This window comes from Herbaspirillum frisingense GSF30 (assembly GCF_000300975.2).
Classification (GTDB): domain Bacteria; phylum Pseudomonadota; class Gammaproteobacteria; order Burkholderiales; family Burkholderiaceae_D; genus Herbaspirillum; species Herbaspirillum frisingense.
The window spans coordinates 127245-149562 of record NZ_AEEC02000009.1 but is presented as its reverse complement, the minus strand read 5'-3'; the positions used below and the strand labels follow the sequence as shown (position 1 = coordinate 149562).

Annotated in this window: 21 protein-coding genes, 1 tRNA gene and 1 pseudogene; 10 read left to right on the top strand and 13 right to left on the bottom strand. The window is 56.6% G+C overall.

From position 1 onward, the window contains the following. From HFRIS_RS08895 to HFRIS_RS08860, 8 genes are all read left to right on the top strand, one after another. On the top strand, nucleotides 1-553 hold a 553-nt coding region (locus HFRIS_RS08895), incomplete at its 5' end, for a GntR family transcriptional regulator (protein ID WP_039875048.1). 47 nt (nucleotides 554-600) lie between these two features. Further along, nucleotides 601-1221, top strand: a complete 621-nt coding sequence (locus HFRIS_RS08890) for a glutathione S-transferase family protein (protein ID WP_006462966.1) — start codon at nucleotides 601-603, stop codon at nucleotides 1219-1221. Between the two features lie 49 nt (nucleotides 1222-1270). Continuing rightward, nucleotides 1271-2491: a CaiB/BaiF CoA transferase family protein gene (locus tag HFRIS_RS08885; protein WP_006462965.1), complete on the top strand. Its 1221-nt coding sequence runs from the start codon at nucleotides 1271-1273 to the stop codon at nucleotides 2489-2491. 34 nt (nucleotides 2492-2525) lie between these two features. After that, nucleotides 2526-3155, top strand: a complete 630-nt coding sequence (locus HFRIS_RS08880; protein ID WP_039875046.1) for a carboxymuconolactone decarboxylase family protein — start codon at nucleotides 2526-2528, stop codon at nucleotides 3153-3155. Next, nucleotides 3152-4060 (top strand): amidohydrolase family protein, encoded by a 909-nt coding sequence (locus HFRIS_RS08875; RefSeq protein ID WP_006462963.1) that lies wholly within the window; start codon nucleotides 3152-3154, stop codon nucleotides 4058-4060. The genes HFRIS_RS08880 and HFRIS_RS08875 overlap by 4 nt, the downstream gene beginning before the upstream one ends. A 19-nt stretch (nucleotides 4061-4079) precedes the next feature. After that, complete coding sequence (locus tag HFRIS_RS08870; RefSeq protein WP_006462962.1) at nucleotides 4080-4856, top strand: enoyl-CoA hydratase/isomerase family protein; 777 nt, start codon at nucleotides 4080-4082, stop codon at nucleotides 4854-4856. Between the two features lie 170 nt (nucleotides 4857-5026). Continuing rightward, a complete protein-coding gene (locus HFRIS_RS08865) occupies nucleotides 5027-6145 on the top strand; it encodes a porin (RefSeq protein ID WP_081626838.1) in 1119 nt (372 codons plus the stop codon). A 104-nt stretch (nucleotides 6146-6249) separates the two neighbouring features. Further along, entirely contained in the window at nucleotides 6250-7125 is an 876-nt protein-coding gene (locus HFRIS_RS08860; protein WP_006462960.1) for an alpha/beta fold hydrolase, read from the top strand. 23 nt (nucleotides 7126-7148) lie between these two features. Here the strand turns inward: HFRIS_RS08860 and HFRIS_RS08855 are convergent, their stop codons facing one another. Then, nucleotides 7149-7952: a methyltransferase domain-containing protein gene (locus tag HFRIS_RS08855; RefSeq protein ID WP_006462959.1), complete on the bottom strand. Its 804-nt coding sequence runs from the start codon at nucleotides 7950-7952 to the stop codon at nucleotides 7149-7151. A gap of 125 nt (nucleotides 7953-8077) precedes the next feature. Here HFRIS_RS08855 and HFRIS_RS24745 point away from each other — a divergent pair. Further along, nucleotides 8078-8386: pseudogene (locus HFRIS_RS24745) on the top strand (integrase core domain-containing protein); the annotation flags it as partial. 63 nt (nucleotides 8387-8449) lie between these two features. Here HFRIS_RS24745 and HFRIS_RS25215 read toward each other — a convergent pair. The 9 genes from HFRIS_RS25215 to rpoD all read right to left on the bottom strand — a co-directional run bounded on the left by HFRIS_RS25215 (nucleotide 8450) and on the right by rpoD (nucleotide 18601). Next, a complete protein-coding gene (locus HFRIS_RS25215) occupies nucleotides 8450-9169 on the bottom strand; it encodes a hypothetical protein (protein ID WP_152486667.1) in 720 nt (239 codons plus the stop codon). Beyond that, nucleotides 9166-9597, bottom strand: a complete 432-nt coding sequence (locus tag HFRIS_RS08850) for a nucleoside triphosphate pyrophosphohydrolase family protein (RefSeq protein WP_006462958.1) — start codon at nucleotides 9595-9597, stop codon at nucleotides 9166-9168. Before HFRIS_RS08850 ends, HFRIS_RS25215 begins: the two co-directional genes overlap by 4 nt. 18 nt (nucleotides 9598-9615) lie before the next feature. Then, nucleotides 9616-10536, bottom strand: coding sequence for a hypothetical protein (locus tag HFRIS_RS25210; RefSeq protein WP_152486666.1), 921 nt, complete (start codon nucleotides 10534-10536; stop codon nucleotides 9616-9618). Nucleotides 10537-10558: 22 nt separating this feature from the next. Further along, entirely contained in the window at nucleotides 10559-12658 is a 2100-nt protein-coding gene (locus HFRIS_RS08840; protein WP_006462956.1) for an ORC-CDC6 family AAA ATPase, read from the bottom strand. A gap of 6 nt (nucleotides 12659-12664) precedes the next feature. Then, entirely contained in the window at nucleotides 12665-13621 is a 957-nt protein-coding gene (locus HFRIS_RS25205; protein WP_152486665.1) for a phosphoribosyltransferase-like protein, read from the bottom strand. A 5-nt stretch (nucleotides 13622-13626) separates the two neighbouring features. Then, nucleotides 13627-14994: a DNA methyltransferase gene (locus HFRIS_RS24740; protein ID WP_039875043.1), complete on the bottom strand. Its 1368-nt coding sequence runs from the start codon at nucleotides 14992-14994 to the stop codon at nucleotides 13627-13629. Between the two features lie 374 nt (nucleotides 14995-15368). Then, nucleotides 15369-16127, bottom strand: coding sequence for a DUF4145 domain-containing protein (locus HFRIS_RS08830; RefSeq protein WP_081626837.1), 759 nt, complete (start codon nucleotides 16125-16127; stop codon nucleotides 15369-15371). Nucleotides 16128-16241: 114 nt separating this feature from the next. Next, a tRNA-Ile gene (locus HFRIS_RS08825) sits at nucleotides 16242-16320 on the bottom strand. A gap of 55 nt (nucleotides 16321-16375) precedes the next feature. After that, nucleotides 16376-18601, bottom strand: coding sequence for an RNA polymerase sigma factor RpoD (gene rpoD, locus HFRIS_RS08820; RefSeq protein ID WP_006462953.1), 2226 nt, complete (start codon nucleotides 18599-18601; stop codon nucleotides 16376-16378). 115 nt (nucleotides 18602-18716) lie between these two features. Between rpoD and HFRIS_RS25810 the strand changes: the two genes are divergently transcribed. After that, entirely contained in the window at nucleotides 18717-18947 is a 231-nt protein-coding gene (locus HFRIS_RS25810) for a hypothetical protein (protein ID WP_233207516.1), read from the top strand. A gap of 496 nt (nucleotides 18948-19443) precedes the next feature. Here HFRIS_RS25810 and dnaG read toward each other — a convergent pair whose 3' ends face one another. From dnaG to rpsU, 3 genes are all read right to left on the bottom strand, one after another. Further along, nucleotides 19444-21240, bottom strand: a complete 1797-nt coding sequence (dnaG, locus tag HFRIS_RS08815; protein WP_006462951.1) for a DNA primase — start codon at nucleotides 21238-21240, stop codon at nucleotides 19444-19446. A 52-nt stretch (nucleotides 21241-21292) separates the two neighbouring features. Beyond that, nucleotides 21293-21739 carry a GatB/YqeY domain-containing protein gene (locus tag HFRIS_RS08810; RefSeq protein ID WP_006462950.1) on the bottom strand — a complete coding sequence of 149 codons (447 nt, stop codon included), beginning with the start codon at nucleotides 21737-21739 and terminating at the stop codon, nucleotides 21293-21295. 295 nt (nucleotides 21740-22034) lie between these two features. Continuing rightward, a complete protein-coding gene (gene rpsU, locus HFRIS_RS08805; protein WP_006462949.1) occupies nucleotides 22035-22247 on the bottom strand; it encodes a 30S ribosomal protein S21 in 213 nt (70 codons plus the stop codon). Nucleotides 22248-22318 lie beyond the last annotated feature (71 nt).

Here is a 22318-nt window from a genome sequence, read left to right as displayed (position 1 = left end):
GCTGGAAGAGGAAAAGCTGATCGCGCGCTACCGTGCCAAGGGCACGTTCGTGATCGGCAAACCGCAGGAGCAGTTCTGGTGCGAGGTGGCCACCGACTGGTCAGGCCAGTTGCTGGCACCGGAAGGTGCCACCATCGAAGTGCTGACCGAGCGCGAGCGGCTGGCGCCGGCACCGGTGGAGCCGGCGCTGGGCCAGATGGCAGAGGCCTATGAGCACTGGCGGCGCCGCCACTGGCGCAATGGCAAGCCGTATTACCTCGGCGATGTGTATATCGATGCGCGCGTCTGCGCCCGCATCCCGAAGAAGTCCTTCGAGACCAAGACCTCGATGCGCATCTTGCGCGATCTGCCGGGGCTGGAGATCAAGGAGGCACACCAGACGCTGACGCTGGGCTCGGCCGATCCGCTCATTGCGGAACTGCTGCAGATCCCGCTCAATGCGCCGATCGCGTATGTGACGCGCTCGGCGGTAGACCAGGCCGGCCGCGTCGTGTTCGTGGGCCGGGGCATTTACCGGGGCGATGTGATTCGCCTCGACATACGACTGAAGTAACGGTGCACCGATTGCCGTTGCCAGTCATCGACAGATGAGGAAACGGCATGAAACTCCATTGGTCGCCACGCTCGCCCTTCGTGCGCAAGGTGGTCATCCTGCTCAAGGAAACGGGTCTCGAATCGCGCGTGCAGCTGGTGCGTTCGGTGGCCGCCATCGCCACGCCCAATCCGGCCATCATGGCCGACAATCCCCTCTCGCAGATTCCCGCGCTGGTTCTGCCCGGCGGTGAGCCGCTGTACGACTCGCCGGTGATCTGCGAATACCTCGACAGCCTGCACGACGGCCCACGGTTCTTCCCGGCGGCCGGCCCGGCACGCTGGACTGCGCTGCGCCGCCAGGCACTGGGCGACGGCATGCTTTCGGTATTGCTGATCTGGCGCCAGGAACGCATGAAGACGCCCGCCCAGCAACTGGATAGCTGGCTGCAGGCATTTGCGCTCAAGATCGGCACTGCGCTTGACCGTCTCGAAGACGAGGCCCCGGCCCTGGCCGACAGTGGCTTCGACATCGGTCACCTCACCCTCGGCTGCACGCTGTCCTATCTCGATTACCGCTTCGCCGATCTCGACTGGCGTGCCGGCCGCCCGCAGCTGGCGAGCTGGCACGCGGGATTCTGCCTGCGTCCCTCGGCACAGGCGACGGTGCCGGACGACGCTGCAGCCTGAACACGGCTGCCCTTCTTTTTCTGCTTTTTGGTTTGATATCGGAGTTCTCATGGCAGGTCCGCTTTCCCACATCAAGGTGCTCGATCTTTCGCGCATCCTCGCTGGTCCCTGGTCGGGCCAGATCCTGGCCGATCTCGGCGCCGACGTCATCAAGGTGGAGCGCCCGCGCGTGGGCGACGACACCCGCAGCTGGGGCCCGCCCTTCCTGCGTGACGCAGAGGGCAACGAAACCCGCGAAGCCGGCTACTACCTGGCCTGCAACCGCGGCAAGCGGTCCATCACGGTGGATCTGAACACGGCCGAGGGCCAGCGCATCATCCGCGATCTGGCGGCGCGCTCGGATATCCTCCTGGAAAACTACAAGGTCGGCACCCTGGCCAAGTTCGGCCTGGATTACGCCAGCCTCAAGCAGATCAACCCCGGCCTGATCTACTGCTCGGTGACCGGCTTCGGCCAGACCGGCCCCAAGGCCGACAACGCCGCCTATGACTTCATGATCCAGGCCATGGGTGGCCTCATGAGCGTCACCGGTGAACGGGATGACCTGCCAGGCGGTGGCCCTCAGAAAGTGGGCGTGCCCATCGTCGACCTGATGACCGGCATGTACACCTCGGTCTCGGTACTGGCGGCGCTGGCGCGACGGGCAGAGACCGGCCTGGGCGACTACATCGATATCGGCATGCTCGACGTCATGGTGGGCTCGGTCGCCAACCAGGGGATGAACTACCTGATCTCCGGCAAGACCCCGCAACGCGCCGGCAACAAGCATCCCAACATCCAGCCCCAGGACGTGTTCGCCTGCGCCGATGGCTACGTCGTCCTGGTGGTCGGCAACGATGGCCAGTTCGCCAAGTTCTGCCAGGTGATCGGCCAGGCCGGATGGCCGGCCGACGAGCGCTTCGCCACCAACGGCAATCGGGTGCGCAACAAGGATGTGCTGCTGCCCATGATCACCGACGTATTGAAGACCCGTGGCATGCAGGAGTGGGCCGCGCTGCTGGATGCCGCCGGGGTCCCGTGCAGCCCGATCAACACCATCCCGCAGGTGTTCGAGGACGAACAGGTAAAGCACCGCGAAATGCTGATCCAGATCCCCCACCCTACTGCCGGGTCGGTACCGCAGATCCGCAGCCCGATGCGCTTTGCCGATGCCGCCTTGCGCTTCGACAAGGCACCTCCCCTGCTGGGCCAGCATACCGATGAGGTGCTAACCGAACTCGGCTTTGATGCCGCCCAGATCGCCGCGTGGAATGACGCTGGCGTGATCTGAAATCGAACCACGACAAGAACCTGACCGAAACGCCATGCCAAGAATTTCCTTCCCCTCCCCGGAGACCATGAACGCCGAACAGCGTGCGGTCTACGACGACATCGTCAGCGGCCCGCGCGCGCGCCTGGTCGGCCCCTTGAAAGCCGCCCTGCACAACCCGGCACTGGCTGACCGCTGGCAGAAGATGGGTGCCCTGCTGCGCTTCGGCACCAGCATTCCACCGCGTCATAGCGAACTTGTGATCCTGGTGGCAGCACGGCGCTGGAACAGCCAGCTCGAATGGGCCATCCATGCGCAGGCAGCACAGGCCGCCGGCCTGCCGCAAACGGTGATCGATGCGCTGTGCGCATGCCAGGCCCCCATGTTTGCCGACGCCGCCGATGCCCACGTCTACGAATATGCCCGGCAACTGCAGCAACACGGCAATGTCGATGAGGAGGTGTATCAACGCGTGCTGGGTCTGTACGGCGAGGCCGGCATCGTCGAACTGGGCGCCATCCTGGGCTACTACACGATGGTGGCCATGACGCTCAACGTGCACCAGATTCCGGTGCCGGAGGAATATGCAGAACCGCGCCTGCAGGTCGCCACGCAACAGGGCCGGCCGCAGTTGGCCGACTTGCCGCCCGGCCAACTGAGCCCGGTCAAGGAGCCGCTATCGTGACGACCTCCGGCTTCATCCCCACCGAGACCGAGACACCGCGCATGCCTACGGCGCCGGATGCCTCCTTGCCGGCCCAGGCTTGCGACAGCCACGCCCATGTCTTCGGTCCGTATGCGGCATTTCCGTTATCCACGGCGTCGAACTATCCGCCGCCGCTGGCCCCTGCCGAACTCCATGCGCAGATGCTGGCCACGGTAGGTGCACCTCGCGGCGTGCTGGTGCAACCCGCTCCTTACGGTAGCGATCCGGCCTGCATGCTGGCAGCCATCGCCGCCAGTGCCGGACAGGTACGCGGCATCGCCGTGGCCAGCGCCGACACGCCGCTGGCCACTCTGCAGGCCTGGCATGCCGGCGGCATCCGTGGTCTGCGTTTTGTGGAAATGTTCACCCCTGCCGGTGACAGGTTTGCCGGCAGCGTGGGCGTGGGCGATCTGCTGCAGCTGGCACCGGCCATGCGCGAAGCGGGCCTGCACGCGCAACTGTGGGCGCCCTGCGCTGCCTATGCGCAACTGCTGCCGCAGCTGCGTGCGACCGGGCTGACACTGGTGCTGGATCACATGGCCTGCCTGAAGGTAGAGCGCGGCATCGATGATCCCGCCTTCCAGACGGTGCTGGCCGCGCTTCGGGACGGTGACGTATGGGTCAAGCTCTCGGTCTGCCGGGTCTCCGGTGCGGCCCCCGCCTATGCCGATCTCAAACCCTTCCACGACGCCCTGGTGGCGGCCAATCCCGCACGCCTGCTGTGGGGCTCGGACTGGCCCCATGTGCGCATGGGCGAGAAGGCACCGGATGTGGGCGCACTCATCGACCTGTTCCACCAGTGGGTGCCGGATGCCGCGGTGCGGCAGCAGATCCTGGTGGACAACCCGCAGACACTGTATGGCTTTGACCAGGCCGGCCGCTAAATTCATGACGAGGGATTCCATGTTCGACTTCACCCAGCTCAATGTCAGACTCGATGACCATGTCGCTACGCTGACCCTGAATGCGCCGCCGGTCAATGCGCTGACCCGCACGCTCAACGATGAACTGACGATGGCACTGGACGCCATCTCCGAGACCGATGACATTCGCGCCGTCGTGCTGACGGGTGCCGGCAAGGTGTTCTGCGCCGGCGCCGACCTCAAGGGTCGTGCCGAGAACATCCGCCAGCCGGGCGACTTCATGGCGCACTCGCGACGTACCCGGGAATGCTTCCATGCCGTGCGTGAATGCGCCAAGCCTGTGGTGGCCGCCATCAACGGCGCCGCACTGGGCTCGGGGCTGGCACTGGTGGCCTCCTCGGACATCCTGGTGGCGTCCGAGCAGGCCAGCCTGGGCCTGCCGGAGGTCGATGTCGGCCTGCTCGGTGGTTGCCGTCATGCCATGCGCCTGTTCCCGCATTCGCGCCTGCGCCGCATGGCCCTCACCGGCTACCGGGTCGGCGGCCAGGAGCTGTATCGGCTGGGCATCGTCGAAGCCTGCGTGGCGCCCGAGGCCCTGCTGGAGACGGCACTGGAGATCGCCCATGTGATCGCGTCCAAAAGCCCGGTCTCGACGCGCATGGGCAAGCACACCATGAACGTCATCGAAGACCTGAGCCTGCGCGACGGCTATCGCTACGAACAGGACATGACCGCCGCCATCGGCAAGACCGAGGATGCGCGCGAAGCGCAGCTGGCGTTCAAGGAAAAGCGCGCACCGGTCTTCACCGGCCGCTGACCTCTGCCGGTGCCGTCCCACCGCTGCACACCCACGTAGCGGCCGGCCCGGAACACCTTCACAAGATTCCACCGCTGCGACCTCGCCGTCGCAGTGGAAGGGACACGTCTTGCCTGCGCCCGGCATCGGGCCGGGTAGCAGACACATATCAACCACAAGGAGGAGCATCCATGTCTTACCCATTGTCATCACAGTTTTCCCGATCGACAAAGCAGCCTGACACCCGCACATATGCCCGCCAGCTGGCCCTGGGCGCCGCCCTGCTACTGTCGACCCACGCCGCGTTGGCGCAGTCCGGCGTGACCATCTACGGCATTGTCGATACCGGCTTCGTGCACGAATCCGGTGGCCGCAACGGCTCTGTCAACAAGATCACCGGCGGGATAGGATCGGGTTCCCGACTCGGCTTCAAGGGGACCGAGGATCTCGGTGGCGGCATGGCGGCGCTGTTTGTACTGGAGTCCGGATTCCAGAGCGACACCGGCGCGATGGGCCAGGGCGGCTTGCTCTTCGGGCGCCAGTCCTATGTGGGCCTGTCGGGTTCGCAAGGCACGCTCACGGTGGGCCGCCAGTACACGCCACACTACACCGGCTTCGTGCTGGCCGATCCGTTTGCGGCGGGCTTTGCCGGTAACGCTGCGAACCTGGCGGCGAATTCGGGCAGTCGCATGGACAACACGGTCAAGTACGTGTCACCTTCCTTCGGCGGCGTCTCCGCCGAAGCGGTCTACGGCTTCGGCGAAAACGCCGGTTCCAATGCCATGGGCCGCGCCTGGGGCGGCGCCCTGGCCTATGCCAATGGCGGCCTTTCGCTACGCCTGGCGCACCACAACCGCAACATGGATACGCCCACCGTCCAGCGCAGCGAGAACGCCAAGAACACGCTGCTCTCCGGCAGTTATGACCTGAAGGTGGTCAAGTTCAACTTCGGCTACGGCATCAACAAGGGCTATGGCAGCTCGGCACTCAACAATGCCAATGCCTACGGCCTGGCGGTCGCCCCAACCCCGACCACCGACAGCCGCGACATGATCCTCGGCGTGACCCTGCCCTTGGGACAGCACAAGCTGATCGCGTCCTACATCCGCAAGGATGACCGCACCCGCTTCAACCAGGATGCTTCACAACTGGGGCTGGGCTATCTGTATGCGCTCTCCCGACGTACCGAACTGTATACAACGGTCGCCAGGATCTGGAACCGGAACGGCGCCGGCTACACGGTAGGCAGCGCCATCGAGACCGGCTCGGGCGATATGGCCTGGAATGCCGGGATCAGGCATACGTTCTGAGCAGCACCTGCCTGAGCGCATGCGTGGATACGTGTGGGTGGCACGGCAGGCTTCGACCTGCCGTGCCGCCCGCGCAAAGATCGTGACAAGAAAAAGGATTCCCCATGAAGATTGCGATGTTGCTGGCCGCCGTAACGGCATGGCTGGCGTGGAGCGCGCCACTGGCGGCAGCCAATGTACGCAACCATGCCATTGTTCAAGAGGGTGAAACGTCGATCGAGGTAATCGTCGATGAAGCCTCAGGCCCCGATGCCCGGGAGCGCAAGGGAGTGATCGTGCTGCTGCCTTCCTCACAACGTGGCAGCGAGGATTTCGACACCGTCGCCGAACTCCTGGCCCAGGCCGGTTACCGTGTGCTGCGGCCGCAACCGCGTGGCATCGGTGCCAGCCGGGGACCGCTGGAAGGGATAAGCCTGCACACCCTGGCCGGTGATGTGGCGCTGGCGATCCGGCTGCTGGGCCAAGGTCGCGCCGTCGTGGTGGGCCATGCCTACGGACATTACGTGGCCCGGGTCACGGCGCTGGATTATCCCGCACTGGTACGCGGCGTGGTCGTGGCAGCTGCGGCAGCCAAAGGACGGCTCCCGGCGCAATTGAGCGCGGCGCTGGATACCGCTGCAGACCAGCGCAACTCAACCGCGCAGCGGATTGCGGCGCTCAGAGATGCCTTCTTCTACGGACCGTTCGTGCCGCAGTCCTGGCTGGAAGGATGGCATCCAGAACTCGCTTCGGCCTATCGGCAGGCCAGCCGGACGACACCACAATCGACGTGGTGGCCGTATTCGACCGTACCCATCCTCGACCTGCAAGCGCAGCACGACCCCTGGCGCCCTGCGGCCACCCGCGATGAACTTCGCGACGCCCTGCCAGGCAGGGTGGAGGTGCGGGTGATTCCTGATGCCAGTCATGCGCTGTTTCCGGAACAGCCGCAGGCGGTTGCCAGGGAGATTGTGGACTGGGTCGACAGGCTGGATCGCTAGGGCCTGTTCGCAACGCGCCAGGTTCAGCCCGGCAAGGTCGCCATGATGAACATGCGCTGGAACGGCAACAAGGTAATGCCGTCACTGCGAGGCGGATAGGCCAGATGCATCCTGCGCGCATAATCGGCGCGAAAGGCCTGCAGCTGTTCGCCCTTCATCTTTTCAAGGTAGGGCCGCAGGCTGCTGCCGCTGGCCCACTCCAGCACCGGGTCCTCGCCCTTGAGCACATGGAGACAGGTGGTCTGCCAGATATCCAGGCTCGCCACCCGTGGTCGCAGCAGGTCGTGATAGCCACCCATGTCCAGCACATTGCGTCGTTCCGACACGTCACCCAGAACCTCTGCATAGGCCGGCGAGCGTGCCAGTTCCACCTGCGCCAGTCTCAACGGCGCATCGTGCATGACCGGCATCTGCACCGCCAGGCAACCACCGGGATTAAGGAAGGACAACAGCCGTGGGAACAGCTGTGCGTGATCGGGAAGCCATTGGAGGGTCGCGTTGGTGTAGATCAGGTCAAGCTTGTGCTCCGGCGTCCAGTGGTTCAGATCGGCTTGAATGAAGCGGCCATGCGGAACGGTCGCGCGCGCCTTGGCCAGCATGTCCTCCGAGCCATCCACACCCAGCACCTCAGCCTCTGGCCAGCGCTGCTGCAGCAAGGTTGTCAGGTTACCGGCACCGCAACCGAAATCGAGAATACGGGCGGGAGCCTGCAAGGGCAGATGCAACATCAGGTCCAGCGCCGGACGCAGGCGTTCACCGCCGAAGCGCAGATACTGGGCGACGTCCCACGGAACCTGGGGTTGTTGCGGGTCTTGAAGGTTTGGCATGCCTTGCTCCTGATGGGGTCTTTGGATGGGTCATCATCGTATACCTGTGTGCGTGATCTTGTAATGACCCACTGAAAACCTGCTCATGGCGGGACTTGCACCTGGTTTTCAGTGGGTCATTACACAACGGCGCCGAGTTCACAGCGGCCAAGGTCATGCTATGGCTGCGGGATGCCTCAGTTGGTCCGGCCTTCATTGCGCCAGGCAGTCCATGGCAGAACGGATTCGTGGAAAGCTTCAATGGCAAGCTGCGTGACGAACTGCTTAACCGGGAGTGGTTCCGCAGCCGGGCAGAGGCAAAAGTGCTGATTGAAAGATGGCGTCAGTTCTACAACGAGCATAGACCGCATAGCGCACATAACTACCAACCTCCAGCTACGGTCCGTCGAGCCTGGCTGGAATCGAATATGATCGACAACCGACTCACTGCCTGACTGACTACAAATTACCGACGCAGGTCATTCCCACGGTGACAAATACAAATTCCTAAGGCATTTTTAAATATAACCACCCAAGTCTGGGCTCATTCGGCCCTTATCCCAACTGCGCACGCGCTCTATCAATTCCAACATAAGGTTTTCAGAGAAATGATGCTCGTCAACCGATACTCCGGTTGCGACTAAGATGTGGCTCACAAAAGGTAAAAATTTTTCGACATTTGCAGGGCTAACGCCACTAGCGATAGCCAACGGTCCGTGATTAACATTCGCGCTCATTGTCTTTATTTTTGACAGGAACGGCGCAGCACCGGTTTCTTTTCCGCTGGTGGTCGGAATCATTCGACAAAGTGCCGCTTTACTCGCGGCGATACCGGGAAGCGGCTCCTCTGGCTGATATTTGAACGCAACTGAGGCAAAAAACTGTGGGCACGTCCCTTCTTGCGCTAGCTCTTGGCCGATGATATTTGCTTCATGCGATATTCCATCTGAAGAAATACCTGGCGTATCAGACCAAATCATATCCATTTCAGCTGCACGCCCTAAACGAAAACTTTCTAGCGGCCCCCGCGTTAGGAAATTGACGCCGACTAGTTTGCTCTTAAATTTACTCTTTATCGCACTAGCCGGCCGTAGCAGATGAGAATCGTCCCCTCGATGAGAAATTAAGAAAACACCGTCCGCACCCGACTTAAATGCGATCTCAGCCTGATGGAGGCTAGTATTGAAATCGATATGATGGATAACAGGCAGAATAGTATGCACTTCAAAACCGATCAATTATTTTTCAATTTCGCCAAAAGATCACTTATCTTAGGCTCTGGCTTCCAATAATTAGGCCCTTTCATCACCTTCCCCCTCTCATCATAAATAGGCAACCCATCTTCACCCAATTTCGAAAAGTTGGACTGCATGATTATTGAAAGAACTTCGTCTTGGGGGATACCAAACTTGGCCATTTCTGACGCACAGTAAACTTGGATATCTCCCAAAAGATCGGCCAAAGCAACCAAAACCTCCAGTTCACTTTTCCCTGAAAGTACCGCAGTCACAATATCATCTATCTCATCTAATTCTTCCGAGAGAATCTTCTTGAACATCTGCAATCTGGACTCAGGGCGAACCCCAATATCTAAGGTCGGCGTGTCGCTAATCGGCAACTTATAAAGTTTATTAAAGGTCCGAATATCTTCAGAAAGTTTTTTCATGATATGCCTGTGAAAAAATCATAGCTCAATGGTGTACTTCCAAATTTTGGATATTCCAGTCGAAGTCTCTTGATCATAGCTGTCTGCGAACGGGAAGATTATGCTCGCCTCCCTCCCCCACCACTCATACGCATAGTAAAGAGCAAAACCTAAAGCTTGAGGCTTGGTTGCCAACGGACTCAAGTAGAGGTTGGTAATTTTTTTTTGCGCGTGGTGAATGGCAACTGCTTTTTGAAGTGCCAAAGCAGTGGCAAAAGGATCGTTTGCAATCGCAAAATATCTATTCGACTCCCAGTTAGGTGAGAAGACTGCCTCAACAGCTTTGCTAGCACGGAGCACGCTCTCCTGATACATATCTGCTCGTAACGAAGGAAATCCCCACATAGTTACAACATTCGCGTAATCCTTGTAATTAGCTACCTCTCGAATCAGCTCATGATCGTATCCAATACCAAGAAGAAGCAAATCATTTGAATTGTCAGACGTATGCTGCCCTTCGAAACCTGCAATAGGACGTACGTGCGTAACGGGCCCTTTTGAGAACTTCGTGTCGTCCTTCTTTCGATATTGCACCGGCTCAGAATAAATAACATCAAACGACTTTATCCCGCGATACTTAAGATATCCGACTAAGTAGATGAGATGCGGCCGCATAAATCCCGTTATGTCTACGCATAAGCTCGATGCAGTCAGGTCTATTTCTTCCTTACTAAAGAAATCAAGAATAAATTCTGACTCTTCTCTATGCTCTCCTGCATAACACTGTCCGTCATTTGGGTGATCGGCAACTTCATAGTGATACTCTGGGAAAATCAGCCAATATTTTTTCGCGGCATTTGCTTTTTCGTAAACATGCCGAACGCGCTCACTGGAATTAAATGCTGAGATAAAAATATCCCATTTGTATTGCGCGTCCCATGCTCCTTCTACCGGCAGCATGCACTTATAGAAGTATTCATAATTAATTGTCATCCCCGAACCCCAACTCTAGCGTTTTATTTCTATCCTCTTTATCTCTAGACCTTTCGTCAATTTTTTTCCCAAATTTCGGAGCCTTCAAACTGGCGGTCACGGAATCCATAACCATCCGAAAGTCTGCATCCGGTTTAAAGCCAAAGATTGCCTCAGCCAGATCTGCATTCAACCTTACATCTCCCCTTCTAGCGATTGGGAGATCCCATTTGGGAGAGAAGGCTGGATTCAATTGATACTTATCATGCACCCGTTGAGAATTCGCGTGCGGCCGTCCTTTAGGAATACGTAAAATGTAAGACCAGTTCTCTGATTGCCGCAGAACGTCCGCAGCTTCAGGAGAGAGCAGCGAGACGTTAAGGCTGAACGCAAGAGGTGAAGATTCAACTGGCTTCGATGCAAAACGAACCTCTCTAAGAAATTCAGCCAACCTATCAATAGATGCTTTAACTTTCGGAACTTCAGCACCCGGACGAGCATCCTCTTCATAAAAGAACACGGCGCTTTCCATTACCGCCTCGCGTTGGCTGGTAATAGAAATTGGACTATCCCGAAACGGTCTCTCGCCGTTAAAGGACGACCACTTGTAAATATTTCTCAGAATCACCAGTAAGTTCCGAGGAACACCAGCAGACATTCGTATGAACGAATCCATTCCAATGTACATCGCTGTCGTCGGTTGTCTGTAGTCACGGTAAAGCTGAGCCAATAGATCCAAAGCGAAATGTTCATAGACGCGCTTGTGTCTTTCAGCACCGGCGCTGCGTTGCACATACAGCTCACATTCCGTCTTTATCTTTTCAGAAGACTCCAGTAGATCCTCATCACGATACCAATCTTGGTAGAAAATAAAGATATTTATCTTTTCTACCAATGGAAACGCGGGAACAGCAAGATTTCCTAAAATTCTGTTAACCAAATCCGAATTCTTATTGGCTGATCCGCGCCCCCCAACGGTGTCATTTAACTGGTCTCGCAATTTCTTGAAATATTTGCGTTCAGCTGGCTGGTCTGCCTTTACTAATTCGGCAGTGACCTCTTGATAAAAATTCTCTGACTGTTCAGATTGGAAGAACGCATTCAAGAAGTCGCCGACCTTTTTTTCATTAGCAAGATCCACATCCGCGCTAATAAAGCCTGTATCGCGTAGCCGCTTGATACAGAGCTGCTTGGCAAAATGGGCATATCCGCCGGTATCTAGCAGATGTTTTCGCATCATCTGGTCGAGATATACTTGCTTAAATTCAGAGCCCTCTTTGTTCTCTTCATCGGCACCATAGTTCGCCAAGGTCTTGATACCGTATAGTCGTGCTCCCAACCTGAATGAACAAGGGTCCCTTCTATGCCTAATAAGAGAGTTAATGAATCGCTGCTGCTCTCTAGAAAAATTCTCAACTTCGTCGATCAAATATAGGAATTGAATTCCCTTCAAAAGAGGAACTTTGACGTGTACGAGTTCCGCTAATCCAAATAGTAAATTCCCCGGAGATATTCTGATTTTTACGTCGAGACTTCTGGTGAAGGCACAATTGTTAACGGCGAGATCAATCTCTTTTCGAATCCGTATTAGGCCATCATTGAGGTTCGACAACGAACTCAACTCAAAACCAGGATCTGTGTCAAAGAGCACGGCGCTATCAACCGCGAGGAGGTCCAATCCGTCAGAGATTTCTTTTGAAGTTAATCGTAGCTCTAACAGCATCTGCAAAAACTGTTCGCACAGACGCACTTCAAAGTAGTAATTCCAAAGTGGGCCCCACTTAGATTCGTCCTGACCTTTTCCATTAAAGCGCCCTGTATCCAAGATATTCGCCCGAAGGAAAATACCGATATATTTTTCTTGGAAAATACCATCTAAAAGATTCTCGCCGTGACGAATCTTCTGCACCGGGAATGAACAGTAGCGCATCAGGTGAGTCTTACCGCTGCCTTTCCCCCCCAGAATATGCTTCGACGTTTTTGAAGACGGCTCAATTAAATCCAACAGCCCACCGTCGCCGTTAAAGTCCACCCAATAGTCAAATATCTGCGTGTCAGAAAAGTCTGCTGCCCTTATCAGGTCGAATGGATTTACTTGATGATTATCCATAGCTATTTAATTGAAACTTAGTTTTGCGAAACGTTTGAAGACAGGTGCCCATTTTGCATTCTTCGGAAAATCAAACCAAAGTATGGGCAGCGAGTTATCAGGGGTATTGTGAGAAAGCGCTAGCAGTAGCTGACCGTCTTTATAACCGAGCGGATGCCCAGGCATAAGTTCATTCCCATAGCCCGCAGCTACCGTTTCAGCAATCTTTTGATCTATTGGCGCGCCGACGTTTTTGAATGATCGAGACTCTTGACCGAAACATTTGAACGAATCGTCTAGTTCAAAAATGCACTGAACGTTTCCGTTAAAAAGATCAGGAGAATTTGCAGCCTCTAACCCGCTAGTAGTAGCAAATAGTGCGTAATAGTGAAACTCTACTTGGGGAGCGACTGATCGGATTTCACGAAAAATATCAGTCAGATATTCTTTCATCTGGGTGCCAGAGCCGAGCAAGTCATCAATGAAGATATAACGCTCAATATTTGGATCTCGTAATGTCACGCAGGGTTTCCCCTCGTTATCCCTACCAATGCTCAAGATCTCTGCAGCGTCAATAAATAAATCTTTCGGTAGTTCATTTATCTGCCGAAAGTAATAAAGTAAGTGTGGCCCGCTCTCCGAAGGATTACCAATGCCCAAAAATCTTGTATTCCGAAGATTATTACAAAAGGCACTCTCGATAATATTCGGATCTAAAGTTTCGTTATTAGCCCGTCGAATATGTATTACTAATGGATATCTAAATAAATTCTGGTACACCGATCTCAACATCTCCCGGATGAGATTCTGTCCGAAGTACATTGTCTGAGTAAGAAGATATAGAGCATGCATTTTCTCTTGATCTTCAGCCTCAAATTTCCCGGTAAAGTTACTCAGCCATCTTTCGACGGTTGGCCAGTCGAGTTTTCTCTCCCAAGCTTTATCAGACAAAATCAGTATTTTTTGCTTTAGAAGTTCGTGCATATTCTTTAGCTCTTTGAAAAGAGAAGAATCCACTCGCAGGCAATGAGACTCGCTGTCTTGTTCCGCTTCGTCATCAGTCCACGGGAATGAATGTCGTCCACTAGCTCTAGCTTCAGCTCTAGCCCCAACTTAACAAAAATTTCTCGGAGATATTTATTTGCAAAAAAGTCCTCTCCACATACTTGGTTATTGCCTATAACCAACACCAAATATCCACCAGGCTTTAATACTTCTACCATCCTCTCACACGCCATCTCCATCTCTAGCAAATAGTTTGCTGCAATATGAGCACGTAACGGGTTCTTCTGATAGATCCTATTTAAGACGACATCCGCGTCATCGATAAAAGTCTTATGCAACTGCAAATATTCAGCCTTGGGATAATGTTCTCTTCCAATCGTCTGCCGCTCAAGAGGACGTAATTCACCAGTACCAGCAAATCCCAGCCATCCCAAGCTTAAGCTAGCAGATCGCACATATTTCTGAGCGCCTGCATATGGCGGAGAAGTGATAATAAGCTGCACGCTATTCTTTTTAAGCTTCCTCTCAACCCCTTCGTCACGAGTTTTTAGTTCTCTTGCATCTGACAGATAAATCCGTCCCCCTACCTTCTCATGAAGCACTTCGTTAAGTTGTGCTAGTCGACGCGAATTTGCAGAGACGATCAAATTAAAAACATCGATGGCCTGCGTCTTTTTAAGCCACTCAAAATGTTCCGCTGCCATCGCTCTATATGAGCCTGATACATTTTCCTTGTCGGGATTCCACCGCACCGGAACGGAAATGTGCGGATCGGCATAGCTGAGTTTCCTAGCCGCTACAGAAAAGCACACCAGAAAGAAATTTCGTACGTCAAGGTCGGAAACAGCGTCTATAGCCGATTTCAGCAGTCCTAATTGCGTTATGTGCTCCGGAGAATACCAATAGTCGAGATTTACAACTGAAGGAATATGTAGCTCAACCTTTTGAAGTCTCTTTACGATGTTGCCATGTACCCTATTTATGCGATGGATATCTAGCGGTGTAACTTTAACCTGCGCAATCAAGCGTGCTAGCGGATTACAGTCAAAACCAAGTGCTTGCCTTCCAGAGATCAACGCTTCCAGCGGTACCGTTCCCGAACCGCAAAATGGATCCGCAACAATATCTCCTGGCTTGGAAAGAACGCTGTTATTAAGGAAAAAGTGCGGTATGTGTCCCAGCAGTTTTGCGGGATAAACGTGCATTAGATGGGTATATCTATCGGCGGACTTTAACCACTCCACTTCCTGACGGAAATTGATTTTTAAGGGTTCTTTAGTTTTAGTGTAGACGTCGAATAGCAGCTTGAGCTTTTCGTCTATCTGTTTGGAGCGATCAATTACCGACTTCATCAAATACCTTTTATTGCAAAATTAGCAATATCTGTTTGTTAAGTAGGCCTGATTTTAAACAACTCCGGACAACAAACATTCCGATGGTAAAAATTGGGGAAAAGAAAATTGAAAAAGGCTGAGCTATCGGAAATCAACAAGAGTTTCCGTTCAGAAATCAAGAGTTAGCCTGACCTGCTCCCAATTTAGTACTAGAACGACTTGGAGTCTGCGGTTAAAAAAAGTCTGTGCAGCTATTGCAGCCTCAGGTACCCAAGAGAACTATGCGGCCTTTCAGAATTGTATTTTCGCGCCAGGCCGCAATGATTTCACGAGCATGCCGACTTGCTATGGATCGTATCGGCACAAAGAAGAAAAGCTAACTACTTTGTCTCTTACCGTCGCTGAACCGGCCCTTTGCGACGATTGACAATGCGGGCAAGGGCCTTCAGTTTCTTATCCTTGTTGGCATATAAATCAGAAAGAACCCATTCCAACAGGTCATAAGCGTCCAACACGTCTTCGCGTGTTGGCGCTTTCCCATTATGACTTCCAGCATTTCCCAGCCACTTTACGGCCATCAAAGAATCCTTGATGTGCTGATATTTTGCGGGCAGATTTCCAATTCTTCTGTGAAGAGTTAGGCCAAAACGTTGGCCCTTCTTCACTTCGGTTTTGTTGACCTTCAAATTGGTCAAGAGCGCCTCTATGGAAGCCCGCGCACAATTGAGCGCTGCACCCGCGTCTGCAAAAAACAGCGAGAAGGAGTCATGCAATTTTGCCAAAACTGCATCGGGGCAATTTGACGGCAGGTCTATCAAGACGAGTGATGGCTCGAAATATTTCGGGGAATAGTACTCTTCGTGGTACTGTTGATAACCGTCGCAACCTTCATATTGTATTTCTTCAACGCCACCGGTACCGGTGCAGCTATACGGCTCTTTGCAAGTGGAACACTCGAACACGCAAGCAAAAACCATTTTGATCCACTCAGGCTCCGATCCTTCTTCCTCCCAGACAACAGTGCTTTCTTTTGTCCACTTAGTGATCAGTGACTCCGGTAGCAATTTGAGCTGCCCCGCGTTGCAACTTGAGCATATCCAGCTAGGTACGCTATCTTTACCAAACGTGCGTAGATAAGGTGACCGGTCCATTCCCAACTCCAGTTGTTGATTTTCTAAATTGGTAATTATGACGTTTGGGGCGAAAAAGTCTCCAGCATAGAAAAAAGCGGCTTAGCGCAATAAGACGCTAAGCCGCTCTCGTACTGGTGGCCCCCCCGTGAGTCGAACACGGCACCAACGGATTATGAGTCCGCTGCTCTAACCAAGCATGAGCTAGGGGGCCAAAAAATCAGCCGGCGATTTTAACATCTTCGCCGGCCAATTCTGACACCCTAATATCAATTCCCTTCCAGGAAGCTCTTCAGCTTGTCCGAACGGGAGGGGTGACGCAGCTTGCGCAGTGCCTTGGCTTCGATCTGGCGGATACGCTCGCGGGTCACGTCGAACTGCTTGCCCACTTCTTCCAGCGTATGGTCGGTCGACATCTCGATACCGAAGCGCATGCGCAGGACCTTGGCTTCACGCGGGGTCAGCGAGTCCAGGATGTCCTTGACCACGTTGCGCATCGAGGCGTGCAGCGCCGCATCGGCCGGGGCCAGCGTGTTGTTGTCCTCGATGAAGTCGCCCAGATGGGAATCGTCGTCGTCACCGATCGGCGTTTCCATGGAGATCGGTTCCTTGGCGATCTTCATGATCTTGCGGATCTTGTCTTCCGGCATTTCCATCTTGATCGCCAGGGTTGCGGGATCCGGCTCGGCACCGGTTTCCTGCAGGATCTGACGCGAGATGCGGTTCATCTTGTTGATCGTCTCGATCATGTGCACCGGAATACGGATGGTGCGCGCCTGGTCGGCGATGGAGCGGGTGATGGCCTGACGGATCCACCAGGTCGCATAGGTCGAGAACTTGTAGCCGCGACGATATTCGAACTTGTCCACTGCCTTCATCAGACCGATGTTGCCTTCCTGGATCAGGTCCAGGAACTGCAGGCCACGGTTGGTGTACTTCTTGGCGATCGAGATCACCAGACGCAGGTTGGCCTCGGTCATTTCACGCTTGGCCATGCGTGCCTTCTTTTCACCAGCGCCCATCTTCTTGTTGATGGCGCGCAGGTCCGGCAGCGGCAGTACCACGCGGGCCTGCAGGTCGATCAGCTTCTGCTGCAGTTCCTTGATGGCCGGGACGTTACGGCTCAGCACGGTGCTGTAGTCGTGGTTGGCGGCGACTTCACCGTCCACCCAGTCCAGGTTCACTTCATTGCCGGGGAAGACCTTGATGAAGTGGGCACGCGGCATGTTGCACTTGTTGACGGCCACGTCCAGGATCTGGCGTTCGACGGTGCGGACTTCATCCACCTGCGCGCGCAGGGTGTCGCACAGCTTCTCGACGATCTTGGCGGTGAAGCGGATGCCCAGCAGCTCGTTGGAAATGATTTCCTGCGCCTTGACGTAGGGCTTGGAGTTGTAGCCTTCCTTTTCGAAAGCCTTGCGCATGTTCTCGAACTGGGTGCCGATGACGGCGAACTTGCCCAGCGCGTCGCGCTTCAACTGTTCCAGCTGTTCGGCGGAGAAGCCGGCAGCGCCGGAACCGCTGTTCTCGCTTTCCTCTTCTTCGTCTTCTTCCTCGTCTTCTTCCGCTTCTTCGTCGTCCTCGTCGGAGTCCGAAGCGGCGGCGTCGACCTGCTGTTCGCTTTCGTTGGGATCAACCAGGCCATCGACGATTTCGTCGACCTTGATCTCATCCTTGGAGATGCGGTCAGCGGCAGCCAGGATCTCGGCGATCGTGGTCGGGCAGGCGGAGATGGCCTGGATCATGTCCTTCAGGCCGTCTTCGATGCGCTTGGCGATCTCGATTTCGCCTTCGCGGGTCAGCAGCTCGACCGAACCCATTTCACGCATGTACATGCGCACCGGGTCGGTGGTACGGCCGAAGTCGGAATCGACGGTCGACAGGGCGGCTTCGGCGGCGGCTTCGGCGTCGTCATCGCTGGCGACGTTGGCCACGTTGTCCGACAGCAGCAGGGTTTCGGCGTCAGGGGCGTGCTCGTAGACCGAGATGCCCATGTCGCTGAAGGTACCGATGATGCCTTCGATGGCTTCCGGATCGACGATGTTCTCGGGCAGGTGGTCGTTGATTTCCGAGAAGGTCAGGAAACCACGCTCCTTGCCGAGCTTGATCAGGGTCTTCAACTTCTGGCGACGGCGCTCCAGCTCTTCTTCGCTGGCTTCGGTGTCGGAAGAGAAGGCGTCCTTCAACAGGGCCTTTTCCTTGGCCTTGCGGTCCTTGGCCTTGGCCTTGTCGGCGGCCTTCAGTTCAGTACGCTCGATGGTGTTGAGCGCGGCGACTTCGTCGCTCTCGGGCTGGAATTCCTTGGGCTTGCGGCCACGACGGCCCGGCACCTTGACGCTCGGCAGCACATAGCCGGACGTGTCGATGGCTGCCAGGGCGGCAGCATCAGTGGTTTGACTTACGCTCGACGCGGCAGTCGCGCTGACGTCTTTGCCTTCGACCTGTGCGGCTTTGGTGGTCTTGGCGGTCTTGGTTTCGGGTTTCTTGGTGGTCACGGAAGTCTTCGTCGCTTTCACAGAAACCGCTTGTTCGGCGGCTTGAGGTAACTTGTTGGCTGGCGTTGCAGTACCCTTGGGCGCTGCGGCGCGGGCCGGCTTGGCGGCAGTTGTCTTGACTGTCGTCTTTTTCGGCGTCGCTGCTGCTGCAGTCTTTGCCGTGGGTTTTACGGTGCTGGCTGCCGTCGCAGTCCCCTTGACTGGCGATTTGGCGGCCACCGCCTTGGTGGGCTTGGCAGCGGCGGTGGATTTTACCGCCGTTGCCGGCTTGCTGCTCTTTGTCGACGCTGCTGGAGTTTTCGCGGGTTTCTTCATTGCATTTGCCATAGAATCAACTGCCAATTGAGAATTCACTCATTGCGCCAATCAAGTCATGCTAATGATGCAACTCCGGTACCGATTTCCCGGTAGACTCCGGCTGCACGCGCAACGTTCCTTTTTACCGGCGGGCCATCGATCTGGAAGGCAGGCAGTCGTGCCATTCCCGATCCGGCAGGCGATACCGCTGTCTGCCGGCCTTCATCCCGATGCGCCGGGGTGAAGACATGGTGCCGCAGGGTGGGGATGCAAGAGCCATCCGGCGGAACTAAAGCCCTATAGTATAGCACAGATGGGGCTCTTTTCTCCCGGATCAAGCCGCGATATTCGGCCATTCACCGGCGATCCGGCGGACAAATCACGGCAATTTGCATGGCTTTACCGTGTTTTCCGGAAACCTGCCCTGTCAGCTCCTGCGACCCTGCCATCGATGACCTGGGTTACCGATGTCCATCCTCCTGTTTCAAGCGCGTCGCCCACTCCCCAGCAGCTACTCATCAGCCCCTGGCGACGGCGGCCCATCCTCATCCCGCCACGGCGGCACCGCCGGTCTGGCGCTTGAGCCATTCCTTGCGCTGCATCAGCTCGCGATAGCGGTTGCGCTCTTCCTCGGTGCGCAGGTTCGAGGTCACCAGCATCTGCATCTCCTCGTCGAGGGCGCGGATCCTGGCCTGGCGGATGGCGCCGGCCATCTCGGCCCGCACCACATCGAATTCGGATTCCGATTCGGCCGCGATTTCCGCGATCATCGAATCGAACTCGGGGCCGCCCTCGCGCAGATGCTCGACCAGGGCGGCGAAATTGGCCTGCTCGCCCATGCTCTGGGCGGCGCCGACCAGTTGCCCGAGCATCTCGGCCTGGTCCGGAGCGATGCGGGCGATGGCTTCCAGCGCGCCGGCATCAAGGTCGGCCGACAACTGCGGATGCGCCACCAGCAGGCGCATGATCTGGCGCGCCAGGCCGACCGGCGCGGTACGCTTGCTGCGCGGCGGTGCGGCGCGTACGCGGGCGACCGGTTTTTCCAGTTCAAACAATGCCTCAAGCTCGGCCGCGGTTGACTGCGTGGCCTGGGCGATGCTGCGCACGATCTGCAGGCGCAAGGCCGATGCCGGCAAGGCCTGCAGCATGGGCTTGGCCGCAAACTGTGCATGGGCGCGGCCTTCCGGGGAGCGCAGGTCGTTCTCGCCGATGATTTCCCGCAGCAGGAACTGCGACAACGGCAGCGCTTCGCGAATCTGTTCCTCGAAGGCCGGGGCACCCATCTCGCGCACGTAACTGTCGGGGTCGTGCTCCTTGGGCAGGAACAGGAACTTGATGGTCTTGTTGTCCGAGGCATACGGCAGGCAGGCTTCCAGCGCGCGGCGCGCGGCACGGCGGCCGGCGTTGTCGCCGTCGAAGCTGAAGATCACCTGGTCGGTCTGGCGCAACAGCTTCTGCACGTGGATCGGGGTGCAGGCCGTTCCCAGCGTGGCCACCGCTTGCGGGAAGCCCAGCTGGGCCAGCGCCACCACATCCATATAACCTTCGGTCACCAGCGCATAGCCGGCCTCGCGAATCGCCTGGCGCGCCTCGAACAGGCCGTACAGTTCGCTGCCCTTCTGGAACAGCGGGGTTTCGGGCGAGTTCAGGTACTTGGGTTCGCCCCCATCCATCACGCGGCCGCCAAAGCCGATCACCTGGCCCTTGGTATTGCGGATGGGGAACATGACGCGGCCCCGGAAGCGGTCGTAACGCTTGCGGTGGGCGCCGCCCTCTTCGCTCTTGTCGATCACCAGGCCCGATTCGACCAGGGCCTCGTTCTCGTAATCGGGGAAGACCTGACGCAGGCTGTCCCACTCGTCGGGCGAATAGCCCAGGCCGAAGCGGGCGGCGATCTCGCCGGTCAGGCCTCGCCCCTTGAGATAGTCGATGGCAATCTGGGCGCCGCGCAGCTGGTGCCGGTAAAAGTCATTGGCGCGCGTCATCACATCCGACAAGGCCATGCTCTTGGCCTGCTTTTCCTGGCGCTGGGCCAGGGGGATGCTGTCTTCGCGCTCGGGCACCACCATGCCCACGTTCTGGGCCAGATCCTTGACCGCTTCCACGAAACCCATGCCGGAATACTCGATCAGGAAACTGATCGCGGTACCGTGCGCGCCACAGCCGAAGCAGTGATAGAACTGCTTGGTCGGGCTGACGGTGAAGCTGGGGGATTTCTCGTTGTGGAAGGGGCACAGGCCCATGAAGTTGGCGCCACCCTTCTTCAGCTGCACGTAACGTCCCACCACGTCGACGATGTCGACGCGGTTGAGCAGGTCCTGGATGAACGACTGTGGAATCACCTGGGTTGCGGACGAATGGACGGAGCCAGTGGCAGGAAGAGCGGCAGCCCGATCAGGACGCCAGCGCGGCCTTGACCAGCGCGGACACCGCCGTCATGTCGGCACGACCGGCCAGCTTGGGCTTCAACACGCCCATGACCTTGCCCATGTCCTGCGGACCGGCTGCGCCCGTGGCAGCCACGGCAGCCTGTACCTCGGCCTTGATCTCGTCATCCGACAGGCTGGCCGGCATGTAGGCCGCCAGCACCGCCAGCTCGGCCTTTTCGATGTCGGCCAGATCCTGGCGACCACCGGCTTCGAACTGGGAGATGGAATCCTTGCGCTGCTTGACCATCTTGTCGATGATGGCCAGCACGTGGGCGTCGGTCAGTTCGACGCGTTCATCGACTTCCTTCTGCTTCATCGCGGCGGTCAAGAGGCGGATGGTGCCCAGCTTGCCCATTTCCTTGGCGCGCATGGCCGCCTTCATGTCTTCCGTGATCTGCTCTTTCAAACCCATGGGGTACTCCGAAGATGAGGTGGATGAGTATTCTGCAATCTGGCGCCATCCCGCATCCAGTGTTCCAGGCGGCAAGGTGGCCGCCTGTCATAGGATCGTAGAACATGGATGGGCTTATCGCCAGCCCGAATCGCTACCTTTGCTTCATATCTGGGGTTTCAGAGAAGAAAATCCAGGACGGGCAGGCTCAAGGTGACGAACCAGCGAACAAATGAGGAAAAAAGCGAAAACCCGCTGCGGACCAACACCGGAGCGGGTTTACACATCGGCCGCACCTGGGCGCGGCAGAAAATTCTTAGTACAGCTTCTTCGGCAGCTGTTGGCTGCGGATGCGCTTGTAATGACGCTTCACGGCAGCAGCCAGCTTGCGCTTGCGCTCAGCGGTCGGCTTTTCGTAGAACTCGCGTGCGCGCAGTTCGGTCAGCAGACCGGTCTTCTCGATGGTGCGCTTGAAGCGACGCATTGCAACTTCGAACGGCTCGTTCTCTTTAACGCGAATAGTGGTCATGTAAATTCAAACCAAAAAGGTTAGGTTGGATAGCAAAGAAAGCGATTGTAGCAGTACTGACACCCGATTGG

Excerpts from the sequence above, each read along its gene's own strand:
- HFRIS_RS08860 (WP_006462960.1), top strand. The coding sequence starts at position 6,250 with ATGAAGATTGCGATGTTGCTGGCCGCCGTAACGGCATGGCTGGCGTGG.
- HFRIS_RS08890 (WP_006462966.1), top strand. The coding sequence starts at position 601 with ATGAAACTCCATTGGTCGCCACGCTCGCCCTTCGTGCGCAAGGTGGTC.
- HFRIS_RS08855 (WP_006462959.1), bottom strand. The coding sequence starts at position 7,952 with ATGCCAAACCTTCAAGACCCGCAACAACCCCAGGTTCCGTGGGACGTC.
- HFRIS_RS08865 (WP_081626838.1), top strand. The coding sequence starts at position 5,027 with ATGTCTTACCCATTGTCATCACAGTTTTCCCGATCGACAAAGCAGCCT.
- rpsU (WP_006462949.1), bottom strand. The coding sequence starts at position 22,247 with ATGACCACTATTCGCGTTAAAGAGAACGAGCCGTTCGAAGTTGCAATG.
- HFRIS_RS25205 (WP_152486665.1), bottom strand. The coding sequence starts at position 13,621 with ATGCACGAACTTCTAAAGCAAAAAATACTGATTTTGTCTGATAAAGCT.
- HFRIS_RS08840 (WP_006462956.1), bottom strand. The coding sequence starts at position 12,658 with ATGGATAATCATCAAGTAAATCCATTCGACCTGATAAGGGCAGCAGAC.
- HFRIS_RS08870 (WP_006462962.1), top strand. The coding sequence starts at position 4,080 with ATGTTCGACTTCACCCAGCTCAATGTCAGACTCGATGACCATGTCGCT.
- HFRIS_RS08880 (WP_039875046.1), top strand. The coding sequence starts at position 2,526 with ATGCCAAGAATTTCCTTCCCCTCCCCGGAGACCATGAACGCCGAACAG.
- HFRIS_RS25210 (WP_152486666.1), bottom strand. The coding sequence starts at position 10,536 with ATGCTGCCGGTAGAAGGAGCATGGGACGCGCAATACAAATGGGATATT.
- HFRIS_RS08850 (WP_006462958.1), bottom strand. The coding sequence starts at position 9,597 with ATGAAAAAACTTTCTGAAGATATTCGGACCTTTAATAAACTTTATAAG.
- HFRIS_RS08885 (WP_006462965.1), top strand. The coding sequence starts at position 1,271 with ATGGCAGGTCCGCTTTCCCACATCAAGGTGCTCGATCTTTCGCGCATC.
- HFRIS_RS08810 (WP_006462950.1), bottom strand. The coding sequence starts at position 21,739 with ATGGGTTTGAAAGAGCAGATCACGGAAGACATGAAGGCGGCCATGCGC.
- HFRIS_RS08830 (WP_081626837.1), bottom strand. The coding sequence starts at position 16,127 with ATGGACCGGTCACCTTATCTACGCACGTTTGGTAAAGATAGCGTACCT.
- HFRIS_RS24740 (WP_039875043.1), bottom strand. The coding sequence starts at position 14,994 with ATGAAGTCGGTAATTGATCGCTCCAAACAGATAGACGAAAAGCTCAAG.